Source organism: Rothia mucilaginosa (assembly GCF_019334805.1).
Lineage (GTDB): Bacteria > Actinomycetota > Actinomycetes > Actinomycetales > Micrococcaceae > Rothia > Rothia mucilaginosa_C.
The window spans coordinates 241203-256698 of the sequence record NZ_CP079822.1; the positions used below are offsets into that span (position 1 = coordinate 241203).

The window sequence follows — 15496 nt, forward strand, 5'->3', positions numbered from 1 at the left end:
ATGCTGATTCTTCTTCCCCCTTCCGAAGGTAAGACCCCCGCCCCCGCAGGCAACGCGCCCGTATGCTTTGCTGACCTCTCGTTCCCCGAACTGACCGCTGAGCGTGAGAGCGTCCTGGAGGAGCTGGCGACTGTCAGCTCGGGTCCCGACGCCCTTGCAGAGCTCAAGGTGGGTGCTTCCCTCGCAGCAGAGGTGGAACGCAATACGCGCCTGCTGACCGAACCGGCACAGCCCGCGATCCGCACCTACACGGGTGTGCTCTTTGAGGCGCTGGATTATGCGAGCTTCTCCCCCGCCGAACGCGATGCCGCGCACTGGTCGTTGCTGATTTCTTCGGCGCTGTGGGGTATTCTGCGCCCCGAGGACGCAATTCCCGCCTACCGCCTGTCGATGGGCGTGAAGCTGGGTTCGGTGGGTGCGCTTGCATCCTTCTGGAAGGGTGCGTTGGGTACCGTACTGGAGGCAACCGCGAAGGACCAGCTGATTCTGGATTGCCGCTCTGCAGCGTACGCGAAGTCGTGGGTGACTCCCCCGTCGCAGACTCTGGCGGTTCGCGTGGAGCGCGTGGCGGCTGATGGGTCGCGTAAGGTCGTCTCGCACATGGCGAAGCATTACCGCGGCCTGTTTGCGCGCTACCTGATTCAGTCGGGTTTGGCGGCTCGTCCTATTGATGGTTCTACGGCTGGTATTGCCGAATTTTTGGAGGCGATCAGCGCGGACTGGTCGGTGGAGTGCACCCTGCCGACGGCGCGTAAGGCAGGCGTTTTGACGTTGCTGGTACATGAGCAGTAGGTCGCCCAACTATTTGTTTTCGCCTATTTTTTGCATCATATTGAAAATTTTTTAACTATTTTTCTAGGGGCTTAAGTCTGTATTTCCCCCTGTAAAACCACATTTCCCCACATTAAGCGGGTAGGTTTTTGCGGGGCAGAAGGCGGGTAGTGTCTATCTATCCGCCTTCTTTTTGTGCACAGAAGTGCTTATAGTATTAAACGTCTCGCCATTGGTGGCGGGTACATCACTCACTAGCATTCACATTCTCAACTCAGCACACATGGAAACACGTCACGCCGCGTACGCATAGCAAACGACTAGAGGCTTAACCAATGGTTATTGGTTTGCTAGCGTAGAAGTAACCACTCAGAAACACATCGATGGGACAATGATATGTCTACTTTTTCCTCTCGTCGCGCCCTTTTTAAGGGTGCGGCAGCACTAACAGTCGCTGGCGCTTTGGGTGCGCACCATGCCGGCGAGCAGAGCGCCCAGGCTGCCACCTTGGACGTTATGACCACCCCGCTGACGTTCAAGATTACCGAGGCGTCGTTTGATATTAGCGGCTTCAACCTCAGCTACGAGATTACAGGCCTGCAGGCTGTGCTTGATACTGGCCTGTACACCCCATACATTGAGGCTGGCTACTACACCAAGGAGAAGGGCTTCACGCAGTTCTACTTCTTCGCTCTTGAGCCGAAGAAGCGCATCGAGAATGACCCCTACGTGAGGCACCACGTCATTTCTCGCGAGGTCACTGGTGGCCCGAAGGCGGACTACGGGATTCGCTTGTCTCTTCGTCCGCGCCGTGAGCAGTACACCATCCTGCGTACTATTGAGGTTCGCCCGACGATTAACACTGAGTTTGCGTGGGCACCTTTCATTGTGGATATTGATATGGATGGCGAGTACGCTCCCGATATCTACAGGTCATGTAAGGCAAAGGTTTTGCTGCTCGATAAGGAACGTTGCTTCTACCCTAAGCGTGCGGTGACCCGCAGCGATCTGATGGATGCAATCTACCGAGGCGCCCGCTCGCCGAAGGTTAAGCTTCCGGCGCGTTCCCCGTTCCCGGATGTGTCCCCGAAGGATGAGCGTTACTCGGCATACATTTGGGCATACCAGAATGGTCTGACCTCGGGTTGGTCTGACGGTAAGATGCACCCGGAGGCGGTGGCTAGCCGCGCTACGATGGCAGCGTTCTTCTACCGTTACTTTATGCTTACCCCCGGCCGTCGTCCTTCGTGGTTCCGTCCCACTACCCCGCAGGACATGAAGCCGGGTGCCCCGTTCTACACCGAGTCGGTGTGGCTGCACTCGTCGGTGAATATTGATACGAGCTTTCACAATAAGAGCAAGGATTTCCGTCCGACCAAGATTGCTACCCGCGAGGAGCTGGCTCGTGTCCTGTCAATGCTGGACATGATTGACATCCCCAGTAGCCCTTATATCGATGCTTAAGATTTGGCAGGTGCCGTGAACCGGGCGGTTAACCTACATGTTTTAGCTTGGGTTGATCTCTGAGAACAGCAGCTGAAGATAGTGGCCTATGGCCTATAGAAGGGGCGGCGAGAGTTTTTCTCTCACCGCCCCTTTTTGTATGCCCCTTTTTTTCGTGTGCCCGTTTTCTGGTGCAGGCGCTGCTGGGTGCGGTTTTTAGTGCTGGTGATGCTTCCATTTTTGTCTCTCTATTGTGTGGTCTTTTTGGGGGTCGGGCTTTGTATAAAACCGGGGGCGTAATTTTCGAATTTTTTGTCTTATAACTCTTATTGGAATGTTTTTCTCGTGTTTTCATTGAATGTCTAAGACGCGGGTTGGTAGGCTGAAATTGCACTTCAGCATGCCGCCGCTACGGGTCCTCCACGATGTGGATTTGGCGTAGGCTCAGCGCGGTGGACTGTCACTCATTGATCCTCTCAACTTCTTTTCTCATTCACCCTCATTCATGCAGAAAATTCAGATTGGATAATGATGTCCTCATTCTTTAAGCCTGCCCGTGGCGCACGCCGAAAAGTTGCGGGCGCTTCCCTGGCGTTGGGTTTGACTCAGCTGTTGGGCGTGTCTCCGCTGCTGGCTTTGACGCCGGTGGCGGCTCAGCCGGCGCCCGCATCCCCTGTGAACACGCAGCAGGCAACTACTCAAGAAACACCGGCCCGTCAGATGCCTCAAGTACAGGGTGGCGATCCCGCCTCTGAGCTGGAGAACATTGATTTGAAGGTCACGACAGGCCCCCTCAACATTTCTCAGGGCGGTATCGTGTCGGTGACAACTTCTCCGTTGAGCGCCGAGTTTAGGCAGAAGTACACGTTCCACGAGCTCGCGTTGGTGGAACGTGGTTCCACGTACGTCCATGTCGGGCACCATAATTATGTTCCCCTCACTCAGTACGGTGGGATGGTTAGGGACCTCAAGCAGCAGGGTAATGTGCGAGAGAACCCGGATGGTAGCCTCACTTTCACACTCGTTGTTCCCGCCCATATTGTTGAGGCTAAAGAGGGGACTCTCTTCGATACGGTACTGACGTATTACCCGTCGAATGAGTATGCGCCGGATCCGTTGACGTGGTCGAATCGCCGGGTAGTCCGCACTCCTACCGATGTGGTGCAGGACGCTAAACCTACGAAGACCACCTACCTTTTCAGTTCATCTTCTATCGAGCACCCGGAAGAGGATACAACCCTGACGGTTGAGGGTTTCCATATCCTCTCGAAAAGCACCTTTTGGGGTCCTGAAGGCCCGGCGGTCCTGACCCTCTATGAGGTTGATCCGGTGACCGGGCAGGGTATTGGTTCGCCTGTGTTTATGCAGAATCTGAATTACACCAGGTGCAATCAGTACTGTGATAGTTTCTTGAACGACCATTTCAGTACGGCTATCACGATTCCCGGGGGTACTCTCAAAGCGGGCAGGCTGTACAGGATTGGTTTCTACGGCGGTGGTTATCCTGGCCCGGGTTCCGAGGAATACCCTGGTGCATGGATGACCGATGTGGCAGATTTCATCCCGGTAGGTACCCCGGAGCAAGATGCAGCTCCCACCAGCATCTACGTCTCGGGAGATAAGATGAGCCCTTATCGCGAGAATAATACTTTGAAGGTGACTGTTTTGGGTCTGCCGCCGCTGACCAAGGGCTACTACCGTTTCTCCTTGCAGCCGATTGATGATCATGGCCGTCCGACCGGGCAGAAGTCTTGGGAGAAAGTGATTCCTGCCAAAAGCATTCAGAAGGGTCGTACGGCGCAGACGCTTTCTCTTCCCGGCTATGCCCTGAATTTTGAGGTGGCCTATAGGCTCTTTGTGGAGAAGGTAACCCCAAATCAGGGTGACGCTGTCGATTCGGTTGAGCAGGTTGCTTCCAAAGATCTGGACTTGGATATCAGTCAGGAACGGGAAATGGAGGCTGCCAGGAAATGGATTGTGAACCGTCAAATTCTGCCAGGCTACCCCACTGATCGCGATTGGGAATCAGTGAACCGCCGTTCTGTGACGGTGGCACTGTACCGGTTAGCGGGTGCGCCGCAGGTTGAGCTTCCTGCAGTCAGCCCTTACACGGATATTACGCCGGATGACCCTGACTATACCGCGATTATTTGGGCTCGTCAGCGGGGTATTACGTTCGGCTGGGTTGATGGTCGCTTCCACCCGAATGAGCCGCTTTCGGACCGTTCCACGGCTGCGTTCCTCTACAGGTATCAGCGATCCCAGGGGGAGGCGTCGCCAAGCTTACCGACGTCTCCTTCACTACCGGACTCTAACCCGAAGAAACAGAAGCATTTCCCACTTAGCTCTCATTGGCGGCTCTGGATCAGCCCGGAGACTGCTTTTTCACGTGAGTCTCGCTGGGCTATTGAGCAACGTATCTGGGGTTACATGCCTGATCAAGGTTACTTCTATGAGAGCTTTGACGGCTTCAAGATGTCGTACCGTCAGGTGGCTGTGATGCTGTACCGTATGGAGCACGGAGGCAGCCACCTCAGGTAACGCCCGGTCGCGGTGAGGGGGTAACCGGTGGGCTGGGATGCTCGACGTAGTTCGGCTTTTCAGCCCGCCGGTGCCGCCTCTGTTTCCCCTCCCCGGCGATCTCTCTTGCCTGACGCCAGGCTTTACGGGGCTTCTTCTCCCCTAGCCTGGCTTTTCAGGCTCTATCCGCTCAACTTCTTCACTCGCTTCATCTACTCACTCACTTCAATCACCGTATAAATTTTGTAGATGGGATTATGATGTCTTCATTTTTCGCCCCACGAGGTGCCCCGCACCATTCTGAGACCCCGCGCCATCCGGCGAGCGCCCGCGCGCTCAGCCTGTCGCTGTTGCTGGGTTTGAGCCCGCTTGCAGGTCTTACTCCTGCGGCGCTGGCAGCGCCTCAAGAAACACCCGCGCAGAACGCGCCTGCCCAGAACGAACCTGCGCAGAACGAACCTGCGCAGAACACTCCCGTGCAGGGTGCTAAGCAGGATGCTTCCCTGCCGACCCTGCGCGTGTCCAGCGGCTCCCTCGACATTCTTCACGGCGGTACCGTGCACGTGGAGGGTACCGGGTTGAGCCCCGAGTTCTTGGCGCATCATGAGCTACGTAGCCTCACGATTGCTCCGAAGGGCTCTTCGACCTACGCTAACCCCTACCAGAAGGTCGATCACCGCGGCCTTGTCTTTGATGCCCCGGCTCCGGCTGCTGACGGCAGTTTCAGCGCTGACCTGACGGTTCCGGCGAATAGCCTGCCGGCAAATCTGGAGTACGAGGTCATTCTGACCTACCGCCCCGTAGACGATGCGCACCCCTATGCGTGGAACACTGAGGATCGCGTCCGTACGGCGCTGCCGGTGGAGTTCAACCTCCCGAAGGCGCAGCTCCCCTCCATCACCTATGATGTTTCGGCTATTTCTGAGGAGCAGATTGCTTCCGGCCAGCCGATTGAGGTGACGCTGACGGGTACCGGTTTTCAGGATGTCAGCTCCGTGGACTTCACCCTGTCCGAGCATGATGAGCAGGGAAAGGTCACGAACTCTAATGTGGCTTCGCTTGGTGAGCTGAAGGCACCGGATACGGAAGAGAATCAGCGCATTTTCAAGGGTCTGATTCCTAACGGCTATTTCCAGAAGAAGATTACTATCCCTGCGGGAGTCCTGAAGTCCGGTAAGGGGTATTCCCTGGATGTTTCCGGTGTAGAAACCCACGGGGGGAACGGGTGGAAGAAGCTGTCGCGTAAGTTCCCCTTCGTTCCTGTGGGCAATCACCCTGCGCGCATGGCATATCAGGATAATTCGTTCAGGAATACCCTGCCGAAGGTATCTGTTGCTGCGCAGGATTTTGATCCCGGTCAGGACCGCGTCTATAAGGTGACTATTTCTAATATCTCACCCGAGGTGGACCTGGGGTACTACCTTGAGTCTGTGGCGATTTATAACGCTACCTCTGGTGAGAAGGCACCTTTTGCGAAGAATGATGTAGCCGACCAATACTATAAGCGTGACGAGCTGGTAACCCGCAATGCTGACGGTACTCTGACCGTGGAGGTTGAGTATAAGGTTGACGGTTATTCCAGCTATAGGCCGACTTCTCGCGGTTCAGTGGCTGAAGTGCGTGTGGTGTTCTCGGACTATGAGTATTCGTACGGTCACCATAAGTTCACGGTGAGCACCCAGCTTCCGATGGCGCCTCTTGCCGCTGATGCTTTTGATTGGGTGAACCCGGCAAATGTTCAGTTGAAGGTCGATTCGGGAACCCTCAATATTTCTCAGGGTGGCACGGTGTCGGTGACGACTTCTCCGTTGAGCGCTGAATTCCGTAAGAAGTACACTTTCTACGAGCTGGTTCTGGTGCAGCGCGGATCGTTGTACGCGTATGCGGAACACAATAGTTATGCGCCTCTCGACGAGTACGGCGGGTTTCTCAAGGACTTGAAGCCCCAGGTGCGGGAGAACCCGGACGGTAGCCTCACCTACACGTTTGAGGTTCCCCCGCAGTACATTGAGGCTGCCGACGGTGAGCTCTTCGATGTGGTGATGACGTACTACTGGTCGTCGGATGAAGCTGAGCTGGAACCTTGGAGTTTGGCGGACCGTTTGTATGCCCGCGCCCATATTGATGTGGTTCAGGATGCGCAGCCGACCCGTGGGACCTACACCTTCAGTCAGTCCGCTATCGATAACCCGTGGAAGGATACGACGCTGCGGGTTGAGGGACGCCATGTCCTCGTGCGGGCTAGGGAACTGATTTCTAATGATTCGCCGGTCATTGCTATCTATGAGGCTGACCCTGCAACGGGAAAGATGGTGGGTAAACCTGTGTTCACTCAGCAGGTGGACTACACGTACAACGGAGTTAGCTCCAGGTGGTTCCGCAACAACTACTTCAGCACGGAGCTGAAGATTCCTGCAGGTACGTTGAAGCCGGGCAAGCTCTACTTTATTGGTATGTACGGGGACGGGTTGCCTTACCCCGGCATGGAAGATTCTCCGGGGTCTATGCTGAATGATGTTGCTGAGTTCCTTCCGGTGCGTTCCCCCAATCAGGAAACCGCACATCCTGCGTTGCACCTTGGGTCGGTGAAACTGAACCCGTACGCGCAGACGAACTCGTTTACGGTGCGCGCTACCGAGCTCTATGCGCTGGGTGAAGGATCGTACCGCCTCTCGGTGCAGCACGTTGATGAGCAGGGGCGTTTGACCGGTCAGACGGTGTTCCAGCAGGCAATCCCGGCTGACCTCATCAAGGACGGCAGGGCGGAGCTGAATCTGACGATCGCTCAGCAGCTGAACTATTCGGGTGCTTATCGTCTGGTCTTGGAGAAGGTAACCCCCGGTAAGGATGGTGCCGGTGAGTCGGTGGAGCAGCTTGCTGTCGAGGATATTCCCGTGAATCTGACTCATAAGGATGAGTTGCAGGCTGCTGAACGCTGGTTTGCTGAGCGTCAGATTCTGCCTGATCCTTCGCCGCAGTCCAGGAATAGCAATCTGACGCGCCGCGATGTGACGGTGGCATTGTACCGCCTGGCGGGTTCCCCGAAGGTTGACCTGCCTGCAACCAGCCCTTACACGGATGTAGCAACAAGCGACCCGGACTACGCCGCGTACATTTGGGCTCGTCAGAAGGGCATTACCTTCGGTTGGGTGGACGGCAAGTTCCACCCGGAGGTGAAGCTTTCGGCCCCGTCGACGGTGGCGTTCCTGTACAGGTACCAGAAGGCGACGGGCAAGGTCACGCCGAAGGCACCGACCTCTTCTTCGCTGCCGGGTAACCAGGATGCGCCCCAGAGTTCCGGTGGCTGGCAGCATAAGGCTCTTAAGGGTACCGCTTTCTGGAGTGAGGTTCAGTGGGCTGTTGATCACCGCGTGTGGGGTTACGCCGTGTGGGATCACGGCGTTGACAAGGAACACGTTTATGAGGGCTTTGATTATTCTTTCGTTTCCTCTGGTGATTTGGCGTTGATGCTGTACCGCTTGGAGCACGGCGGCAGCCACCTCAGGTAGCGCCCGGTTGTGGTGAGGGGTGACCGGTGGGCTGGAATGTTCGGCGTAGTTCGACTTTTCAGCCCGCCGGTGCACCTCTGTTTTTCTTCCTTGCCTCTGTGGGCTCTTTTGCCCGACGCCAGGCTTTACGGGGCTTCTTCTCCCCTGTTGAGGGTTTTCTTTTCACGCTTTATCCGCTCGACTTCTTCGCTCGCTTCACTCACCGTACAGTTTTTTGTAGATGGGATAATGATGTCTTCATTCTTCACACCACGAGGCGCCCGGCGCTGTTCCACGTCTCCGCGCCACCCGGCGAGCGCCCGCGCACTCAGCCTGTCGTTACTGTTGGGTTTGAGCCCGCTTGCCGGTATCACCCCGGCGGCTCTGGCAACACCGACCCAGGTAGCACCGGACCAGCCGGCACAGGCAACCCCCGCTCAGGCAGACCCGGAACAGGCGACCCCCGCCTCCCCCGCAGCTGAGGAGAATAAGCCTGATAACCCGGTTGGCATGAAGCTCACCTCGGGCACCCTCAACATTTCTGAGGGCGGTACCGTCTCTGTGACCACCGCGCCGCTGAGTGCCGAGTTCCGCGCGAAGTACACGCTGTATGAGTTCGGCATTGTGGAGCGCGGTGAGAATTACCTTGAGCCATATTACGGCAATCCCCTTCCTGAGGCGCAGTACGGCAGCAAGGTTGCCGGCCTCCGCGCTGAGGGCAAGGCCCACGATAATCCTGACGGGAGCGTCACGTTCACTCTTGACATTCCGAAGCAGTGGATGATGGTTCCGGAGGGTACGCTCTTCGATGTGGTGCTGACCTACTACCCGTCCGATAAGCCTGACCCGCACGACTATCCGTATGAAGATTATCGTCTTACGGCACGAATTCCCTTGCCCACGGTGCGCGACCCTGAGCCTGACCAGCCGACGTACCGCTACAGCATTTCGGCGATTGATAAGCCGTGGCAGGATACGACTCTGACGGTTGAGGGCTACCATATTCTTCCCCCGAATATCGTAGGTGGATACGACAGCCAGGCGTACGTCACTCTATACGAGGCAGACCCGGCTACCGGAAAGATTATGGGACGTCCTGTTTTCTCCCATGTTGTTCCGTTGACGGGCAACTGCCTGCATCACTGTACGGGTTTCCGCAATAACTATTTCGGCACGAAGATGACGATTCCGGCAGGTACGTTGAAGCCGGGTAGGCTCTACATGATTGGTATCTACGGTTCTAATCTTCCCCACCCGGGTGAAGAGGATTATAGCGGTAGCCTGCTGACCAGTGTTGCGCAGTTCCTTCCGGTACAGTCGGAGCAGCCGAGCGATAACCAGCCGAACCCTGACCAGCCTGTAGCGCGGCCGGACTTGTACATTCCGTATAAGCGCGTCAACCCGTATCAGGAGATGAATACTCTCACCGCGCGTGTCTCGAATCTTCCGAAGCTTACCGAGGGCTATTACCGTTTCTCGGTTCAGGCAACGGATATCTTCGGCGAGCTGACCGGTGAGAAGGCTATGGAGCAGGTTATCCCCGCTGAGCGCATTCACGATGGTGCCACTGAGGAGACGCTGAACGTCCCCGGTAGTGCACTGAATTATGAGGGGTCTTACAAGGTTGTTCTGGAGAAGGTAACCCCCGGCAAGAACGATGCCGCGGATGCGGTCGAGTCGGTAGCTTCTGAGAATCTTGATCTCTTGGCGAATACTACCGAGGAGCAGAAGGCTGCTGTCGAGTGGGTTAAGCAGCAGGCTCTTCTGGATGAGAGTAAGACCGTTTTGAGTCGCCGCGATGTCACGGTGGCACTGTACCGTCTGGCGGGCGCGCCTCATGTTGAGCTGCCTGCAACCAGCCCTTACGCGGATGCGGCACCGAACGACCCGGACTACGCCGCATACATTTGGGCTCGTCAGAAGGGTATTACGTTCGGCTGGGCGGACGGCAAGTTCCACCCGGAGGCGAACCTTTCGATTGCCTCGACGGTGGCATTCCTGTACAGGTACCAACGAGCGCTAGCCCCTGCGTCTTCGCCGGAGTCGAGCAGTTTGCCGTCTTCGTCTGTGCCCAAGAACAGTAGTGTTCCGGGTGATTCTCAGATTCGGGTTTCGCGTTCGCATTGGTCCGATTATGAGCGTACGGATACTGCATTCTGGCGGGAGTCGCTGTGGGCTACTCAGCAGTTCATCTGGGGTTATACGGATTATGATCACCGCTATGCCGAGGGTTTCAGTTCGGATACTGTTTCATCTTCGGAGTTCTCGGTCATGCTGTACCGCATGGCGCACGGCGGCAGCCGTCTCGATTAGTTTCGGTGCGTGAGGGGGCTGGCGGACTGTGTTCTTCGAGTCGTTGTGCCGCAGGCTCAACAGCTAGATCAGTCCCGCCCCTAGCATCCTTTACAGGCACCGGTGAGGGGAATCGGGAGCGTTACCCGATGGGAATCTTCCCATGAGCAGCACCCCGGTTTCCCGACCCTTGATTCGCTCAACTTTTTCGCTCACTTCACTTATTCACGCTTCACCTGTTCATTCGCTTCACTCACCGTACAGTTTTTTGTAGATGGGATAATGATGTCTTCATTCTTCACACCACGAGGCGCCCGGTACCGCTCAACTGCGCCGCGCCACCCGGCGAGCGCCCGCGCGCTCAGTCTGTCACTGTTGCTAGGTTTGAGCCCGCTTGCAGGTATCACCCCGGCAGCGCTGGCGGCTCCCGAACACCCGGCGCAACCGGCACAGGCGACCCCCGCCTCCCCCGTTGCGGCACAAGAGGATGTTAACGAGTCTGAGCAGACGCTTCCGCACGTGCGAGAAGAGCCCCGCAACCCTGAAATGGACGGGTTTAAAGTCTCTCCCGAGACTCTCAACATTTCTCGAGGCGGCACCGTAACGCTGACTACGCCTCCGCTCAGTGCTGAGTTCCGTCAGAATTACGAATTCTACGAATTTTCTCTGGTCGAACGCGGTTCTTCTTACTTCCATCTTGGGCATAATTACTTCCGCACGCCGGGTACCCAGTACGGCTACGTCTTTGACCGTGACCGCAACCCGAAGCAGATGGTAGAAAATCCGGATGGGAGCTACACCTTCTTCCTCAATGTTCAGCCGCTCATTATTGAGGCTGAAGAAGGCACTCTTTTCGACGTCATTCTGACGTACTACCAGAAGGGCTACCATCCGGGGCCTTGGCAGTCTGATTTCCGTCTCGTGGCGCGTGCACCTATTAATGTAGTGCAGGACCCTAAGCCTACCGAGACGAAGTACATTTTCGGAGCCTCCGCGATTGATGACCCGTGGAAGGATACGACTCTAACGCTTGAGGGGTTCCACATTACTACGAGCGGTAATCGTGAAGACCTGGGAGGTCCGGCGCTTCTGGCTCTTTATGAAGTCGACCCGAAGACCGGAAAGATTGTAGGCGAACCAGCATTCACCGATTGGATTCGGTATACGGATTGCGGTGAGTTCTGTAGCGGCTTCCTGAATGAGCATTTTAAGACGTCTATTACGATTCCTGCAGGCACGCTTAAGCCGGGTAAGGTCTATAAGATCGGGTTTTACGGTTATGATCGCCCGGAGGATGAGAAGTACCCCGGTGAGCTGCTGAAGGATGTTGCAGATTTCATCCCGGTACGTTCACCGAATAAGGAATCAGCTAGCCCTGAGATGTTTCTGAAGGCTACGACGGTGAGCCCTTATGATGGGGAAAATATTCTGCCGGTACGTGCTATGGGTCTGAAGAAGCAGCCTGGGGTCTCTTACCGTTTCTCAGTGCAGTATGTTGACGAGCAGGGACGACTGACCGGTCAGAAGGCACTGGTGCAGGATATTGCTGCTGAGAATATCCATGACGGCACGGTGGATGAGAAGCTGAACGTCCTCGGTGAGGCGCTGAATTATGACGGCTCGTACAGGCTCGTTTTGGAGAAGGTGACTACCGGTAAGGACGGGGCGGTTGAGTCGGTTGAGCAGCTTATTTCGAAGGACCTGCAGCTGGAGGTGACGAAGGATAAGGAGGGAGATGTTGCCTGGGAGTGGTTTAGGTATCGTCAGATTCTTCCTGAGTTTTCTGAGTCAGGTAGAAACAGCTATATGACGCGCCGTGATATCACGGTGGCGTTGTACCGTCTGGCGGGTTCGCCGAAGGTTGAGCTTCCGGCGACGAGTCCTTATGGAGATATCACCCCGGATGACCCGGATTATGCGGCATATATTTGGGCTCGTCAGCAGGGTGTGACCTTTGGCTGGGTTGACGGGAATTTCCACCCGTATGTGCAGCTTTCTCCTCGCTCTATTGTCGCGTTCCTGTACAGGTATCAGCGTTCGCATGGTAAGGTGTCCCCCAGCTTGCCGACTGCCGCACCTCAGCCTCGTAACGGTAGCTTGCCGGGGTCGAAGGATTCTGAGCTGAGCACTAAGAATTGGGCTACGGAGTTGGAGGAGGGTAGCGCTTTTTGGCGTGAATCTCGGTGGGCTGTACAGCAACGTATTTGGGGCTACGCCAAGGATGGGCGACGCGAGTACTTTACTTGGGAGCAAACGCCCACCGACGACTTGGCGGTCATGCTGTACCGTATGGAGCACGGCGGCAGCCACCTCAAGTAGTTACCCTGAAGTAGTTATTTGAGAGTCGCCTCCCGCGGCCACACAGCCTGATACTGTGTTGCTTTACAATCGGTGATGGCGGGCTGATTCGCCCGGCTTTTCAGCCCGCCAGCACTTTCGCTAAGACGCATGGTGCGCCCCCTCTTCTACTCAACTTTTCGTTCATTTTCACCGTTCATTTCTCTCTCCCCCCCCATTCACTCAACGTTTTCCCTCACTCGCTTCAATCACCTCGCAGAAAACCACTGTGCAGAACATTAGATGGGATAACCGTGTCTTCTTTCTTCCGACCAACCACCGCTCAGGGTGCTAAGATGCCCGCCCTAAAGGCCCCTGCCCAAAATGCCCGCACTCTAAAGACTCAGGGCAAGAAGGCAATCAGCCTCTCCCTGTTGCTGGGCATGGCCCCGGCGATGGCGGTCACCCCTGCTGTGCATGCTGATGCGGCACCGGCGAAACCCGCACAGACTGCTCAAGCGGCCCCCGTTCAGGTAGGCGCCGCCTCCCCTGCCGCATCGTTGCAGGCAACCCCCGTAGCTGCCGCCCCCGGCGCCGCTGAGGCGGATGCCGCAACCGGTATTAGCGATGCTGACAAGATTGATTTGAAGGTCACTACCGGCACCCTCAACATTTCTCAGGGAGGCACGGTGTCCGTGACGACCTCCCCGTTGAGCCCCGAGTTCCGTAAGAAGTACAAGCTCTTCCAGTTCGGCCTCGTGAACCGTGGTACCGATTACGGGTGGTCCCGTACCAGTGAGGCAACCCAAAATCCCCTGTACCGTGGCAAGGTCGATCATCTTCGAGAAGACGGTATCGTCCACGACAACCCGGACGGAAGCCTCACCTTCACCTTCGAGGTCAAGAAGCAGACCATCCGGGCGATCCCTTCGCCTGCCCTTGACGTGGTGTTGACCTACTACCCGGCGGGCGAGCGCGAGCCGAACGCCGAGGAGTATGAGGATCCCCGTCTTACTGCCCACACTCCGCTCAGCCTGACTCAGGACCCTGAGCCGGGTCAGACTACTTATGTGTACAGCATGCCGGCGATTGATAACCCCTGGGTTGATACGCAGCTGAAGATTGAGGGCTACCATATTCTCTCTAAGCAGCTTCTTGAGCCGGGGAGCGCCCCGGCGTATCTGATGCTGTATGAGGTTGACCCTGCAACGGGAAAGATGGTGGGCAAACCCGTTTTCACGCATGCAGTTCGTTATACGGATTGCGGCGAATACTATTGCTGGAGTTTCCTCAACAACTATTTCTCTGCGGATGTGACAATTCCTGCGGGCACTCTGCAGCCGGGCAAGTCGTACATGATTGGCGTCTACAGCGGCTTCTTCCCGAATCCAGATGAGGAGAAGGTCCCCGGTAGCCTCCTGACGGATGTTGCCCCGTTTATTCCGGTGCGCTCACCCAACTCGAACACCGAGGTGAAGGATGCCGCCCCGGTTCTGCGTGTTGAGCCGCAGCAGAGGGACCAATATTATTCTGATTCACCGCAGGTGAGCCCCTATTGGGAGAAGAACACGTTGCAGGTGCGTGCCGTGAATCTGCCGAACCTCACCGAGGGTCATTACCGTTTCTCGCTGCAGGCTACGGATGCTTCTGGCAATCTGACGGGTCAGAAGGCGCTGGAGCAGGATATTGCGGCTGACCGTATCCAGAGCGGTTACACGGAGGCGACCCTCGCTGTTCCCGGTGAGGCGCTCAATTATCAGGGCGGTTACAAGTTAGTGGTGGAGAAGGTTCTTCCCGGTCAGGGTGGTGCCGCGGATTCTGTGCAGCAGGTTGTTTCTACTGACCTTGGTTTGGTGGTGAACGCGTTTGAGGAGGGTGAGGCTGCGAAGAGGTGGTACAAGGCTCAGCAGCTTCCCAAATCAGAGTCCTATTCTTCTGAGAATATAACGCGCCGTGATCTGACGGTGGCTCTCTATATGTTGGCGGGTTCGCCGAAGGTTGAGCTTCCGGAGGCCAGCCCGTATCCGGATGTTCAGCCTAGCGACCCGGACTATGCCGCGATTGTGTGGGCTCGTCAGCAAAGCATTACGTTCGGTTGGGCGGATGGCAATTTCCACCCGGATGCGAAGGTTTACAATTCTTCGGCGGTGGCGTTCCTGTATAGGTATCAGAGGGCGCAGGGTAAGGTTCCTGCGGCAAAGCCTCGTCCTGTTTCTTCGGCGTCAAAGAAGAGTAGTCTGCCGGGTGGTTTTTCTGAAGGCGGGTGGAATACTGTTCTTGGCTGGCATTACTCGTTCCGTAAGGAGTCCCAGTGGGCGATTGATCAGCGCATTTGGGGTTATATCAGCGAACAGTCTACCTATGAGGCGTATGTGCCGTCGTTTATTGGGCACACGGAACTCGCTACGATGCTGTACCGCATGGAGCACGGCGGCAGCCGTCTCACATAGTGTCTCGCCGTGGTGTTAGCTATTTTGGGTAGCTTTCGTCAAATAGGCGACTTTATGGCTCTGTTTATGTGCCACTTTTATTGTGGGTGACTTTTATGTTGCCTTGCCCACCGCATTGTGAATATTCTCAACCTGCAGAGGTTGCATAGGTGCGAATTTTTCGAATGCGGTGGGTTTTTTGTGCTTTCTTTTTTGTACAGTGACCGGTGTTTGTGCTTATCAGCACACTATTTAGGCATATTTTCCACGTCATGC

The 15496-nt window shown here is 56.1% G+C and carries 7 protein-coding genes; all 7 read left to right on the forward strand.

Features of this window, described 5'->3' with window-relative positions; all coding sequences use genetic code 11:
• The 7 genes from LPB405_RS00960 to LPB405_RS00990 all read left to right on the forward strand — a co-directional run bounded on the left by LPB405_RS00960 (nt 1) and on the right by LPB405_RS00990 (nt 15241).
• Nucleotides 1-792: a YaaA family protein gene (locus LPB405_RS00960; RefSeq protein WP_219102028.1), complete on the forward strand. Its 792-nt coding sequence runs from the start codon at nt 1-3 to the stop codon at nt 790-792.
• Between the two features lie 375 nt (nt 793-1167).
• A complete protein-coding gene (locus tag LPB405_RS00965; RefSeq protein ID WP_012903668.1) occupies nt 1168-2235 on the forward strand; it encodes an S-layer homology domain-containing protein in 1068 nt (355 codons plus the stop codon).
• Between the two features lie 507 nt (nt 2236-2742).
• On the forward strand, nt 2743-4755 hold the full coding sequence (locus tag LPB405_RS00970) for an S-layer homology domain-containing protein (RefSeq protein WP_257604937.1): 2013 nt from the start codon (nt 2743-2745) through the stop codon (nt 4753-4755).
• A 236-nt stretch (nt 4756-4991) separates the two neighbouring features.
• On the forward strand, nt 4992-8243 hold the full coding sequence (locus LPB405_RS00975) for an S-layer homology domain-containing protein (RefSeq protein WP_219101588.1): 3252 nt from the start codon (nt 4992-4994) through the stop codon (nt 8241-8243).
• Between the two features lie 228 nt (nt 8244-8471).
• Complete coding sequence (locus LPB405_RS00980) at nt 8472-10535, forward strand: hypothetical protein (protein WP_257604938.1); 2064 nt, start codon at nt 8472-8474, stop codon at nt 10533-10535.
• A 363-nt stretch (nt 10536-10898) separates the two neighbouring features.
• Nucleotides 10899-12833 carry a superoxide dismutase gene (locus LPB405_RS00985; RefSeq protein ID WP_306823288.1) on the forward strand — a complete coding sequence of 645 codons (1935 nt, stop codon included), beginning with the start codon at nt 10899-10901 and terminating at the stop codon, nt 12831-12833.
• Between the two features lie 272 nt (nt 12834-13105).
• Nucleotides 13106-15241, forward strand: a complete 2136-nt coding sequence (locus LPB405_RS00990; protein WP_219101590.1) for an S-layer homology domain-containing protein — start codon at nt 13106-13108, stop codon at nt 15239-15241.
• Nucleotides 15242-15496: the final 255 nt, after the last annotated feature.

Bases quoted from the DNA above. Each gene is read 5' to 3' on its own strand.
- LPB405_RS00970 (WP_257604937.1), top strand. From the start codon at position 2,743: ATGATGTCCTCATTCTTTAAGCCTGCCCGTGGCGCACGCCGAAAAGTT.
- LPB405_RS00960 (WP_219102028.1), top strand. From the start codon at position 1: ATGCTGATTCTTCTTCCCCCTTCCGAAGGTAAGACCCCCGCCCCCGCA.
- LPB405_RS00975 (WP_219101588.1), top strand. From the start codon at position 4,992: ATGATGTCTTCATTTTTCGCCCCACGAGGTGCCCCGCACCATTCTGAG.
- LPB405_RS00980 (WP_257604938.1), top strand. From the start codon at position 8,472: ATGATGTCTTCATTCTTCACACCACGAGGCGCCCGGCGCTGTTCCACG.
- LPB405_RS00965 (WP_012903668.1), top strand. From the start codon at position 1,168: ATGTCTACTTTTTCCTCTCGTCGCGCCCTTTTTAAGGGTGCGGCAGCA.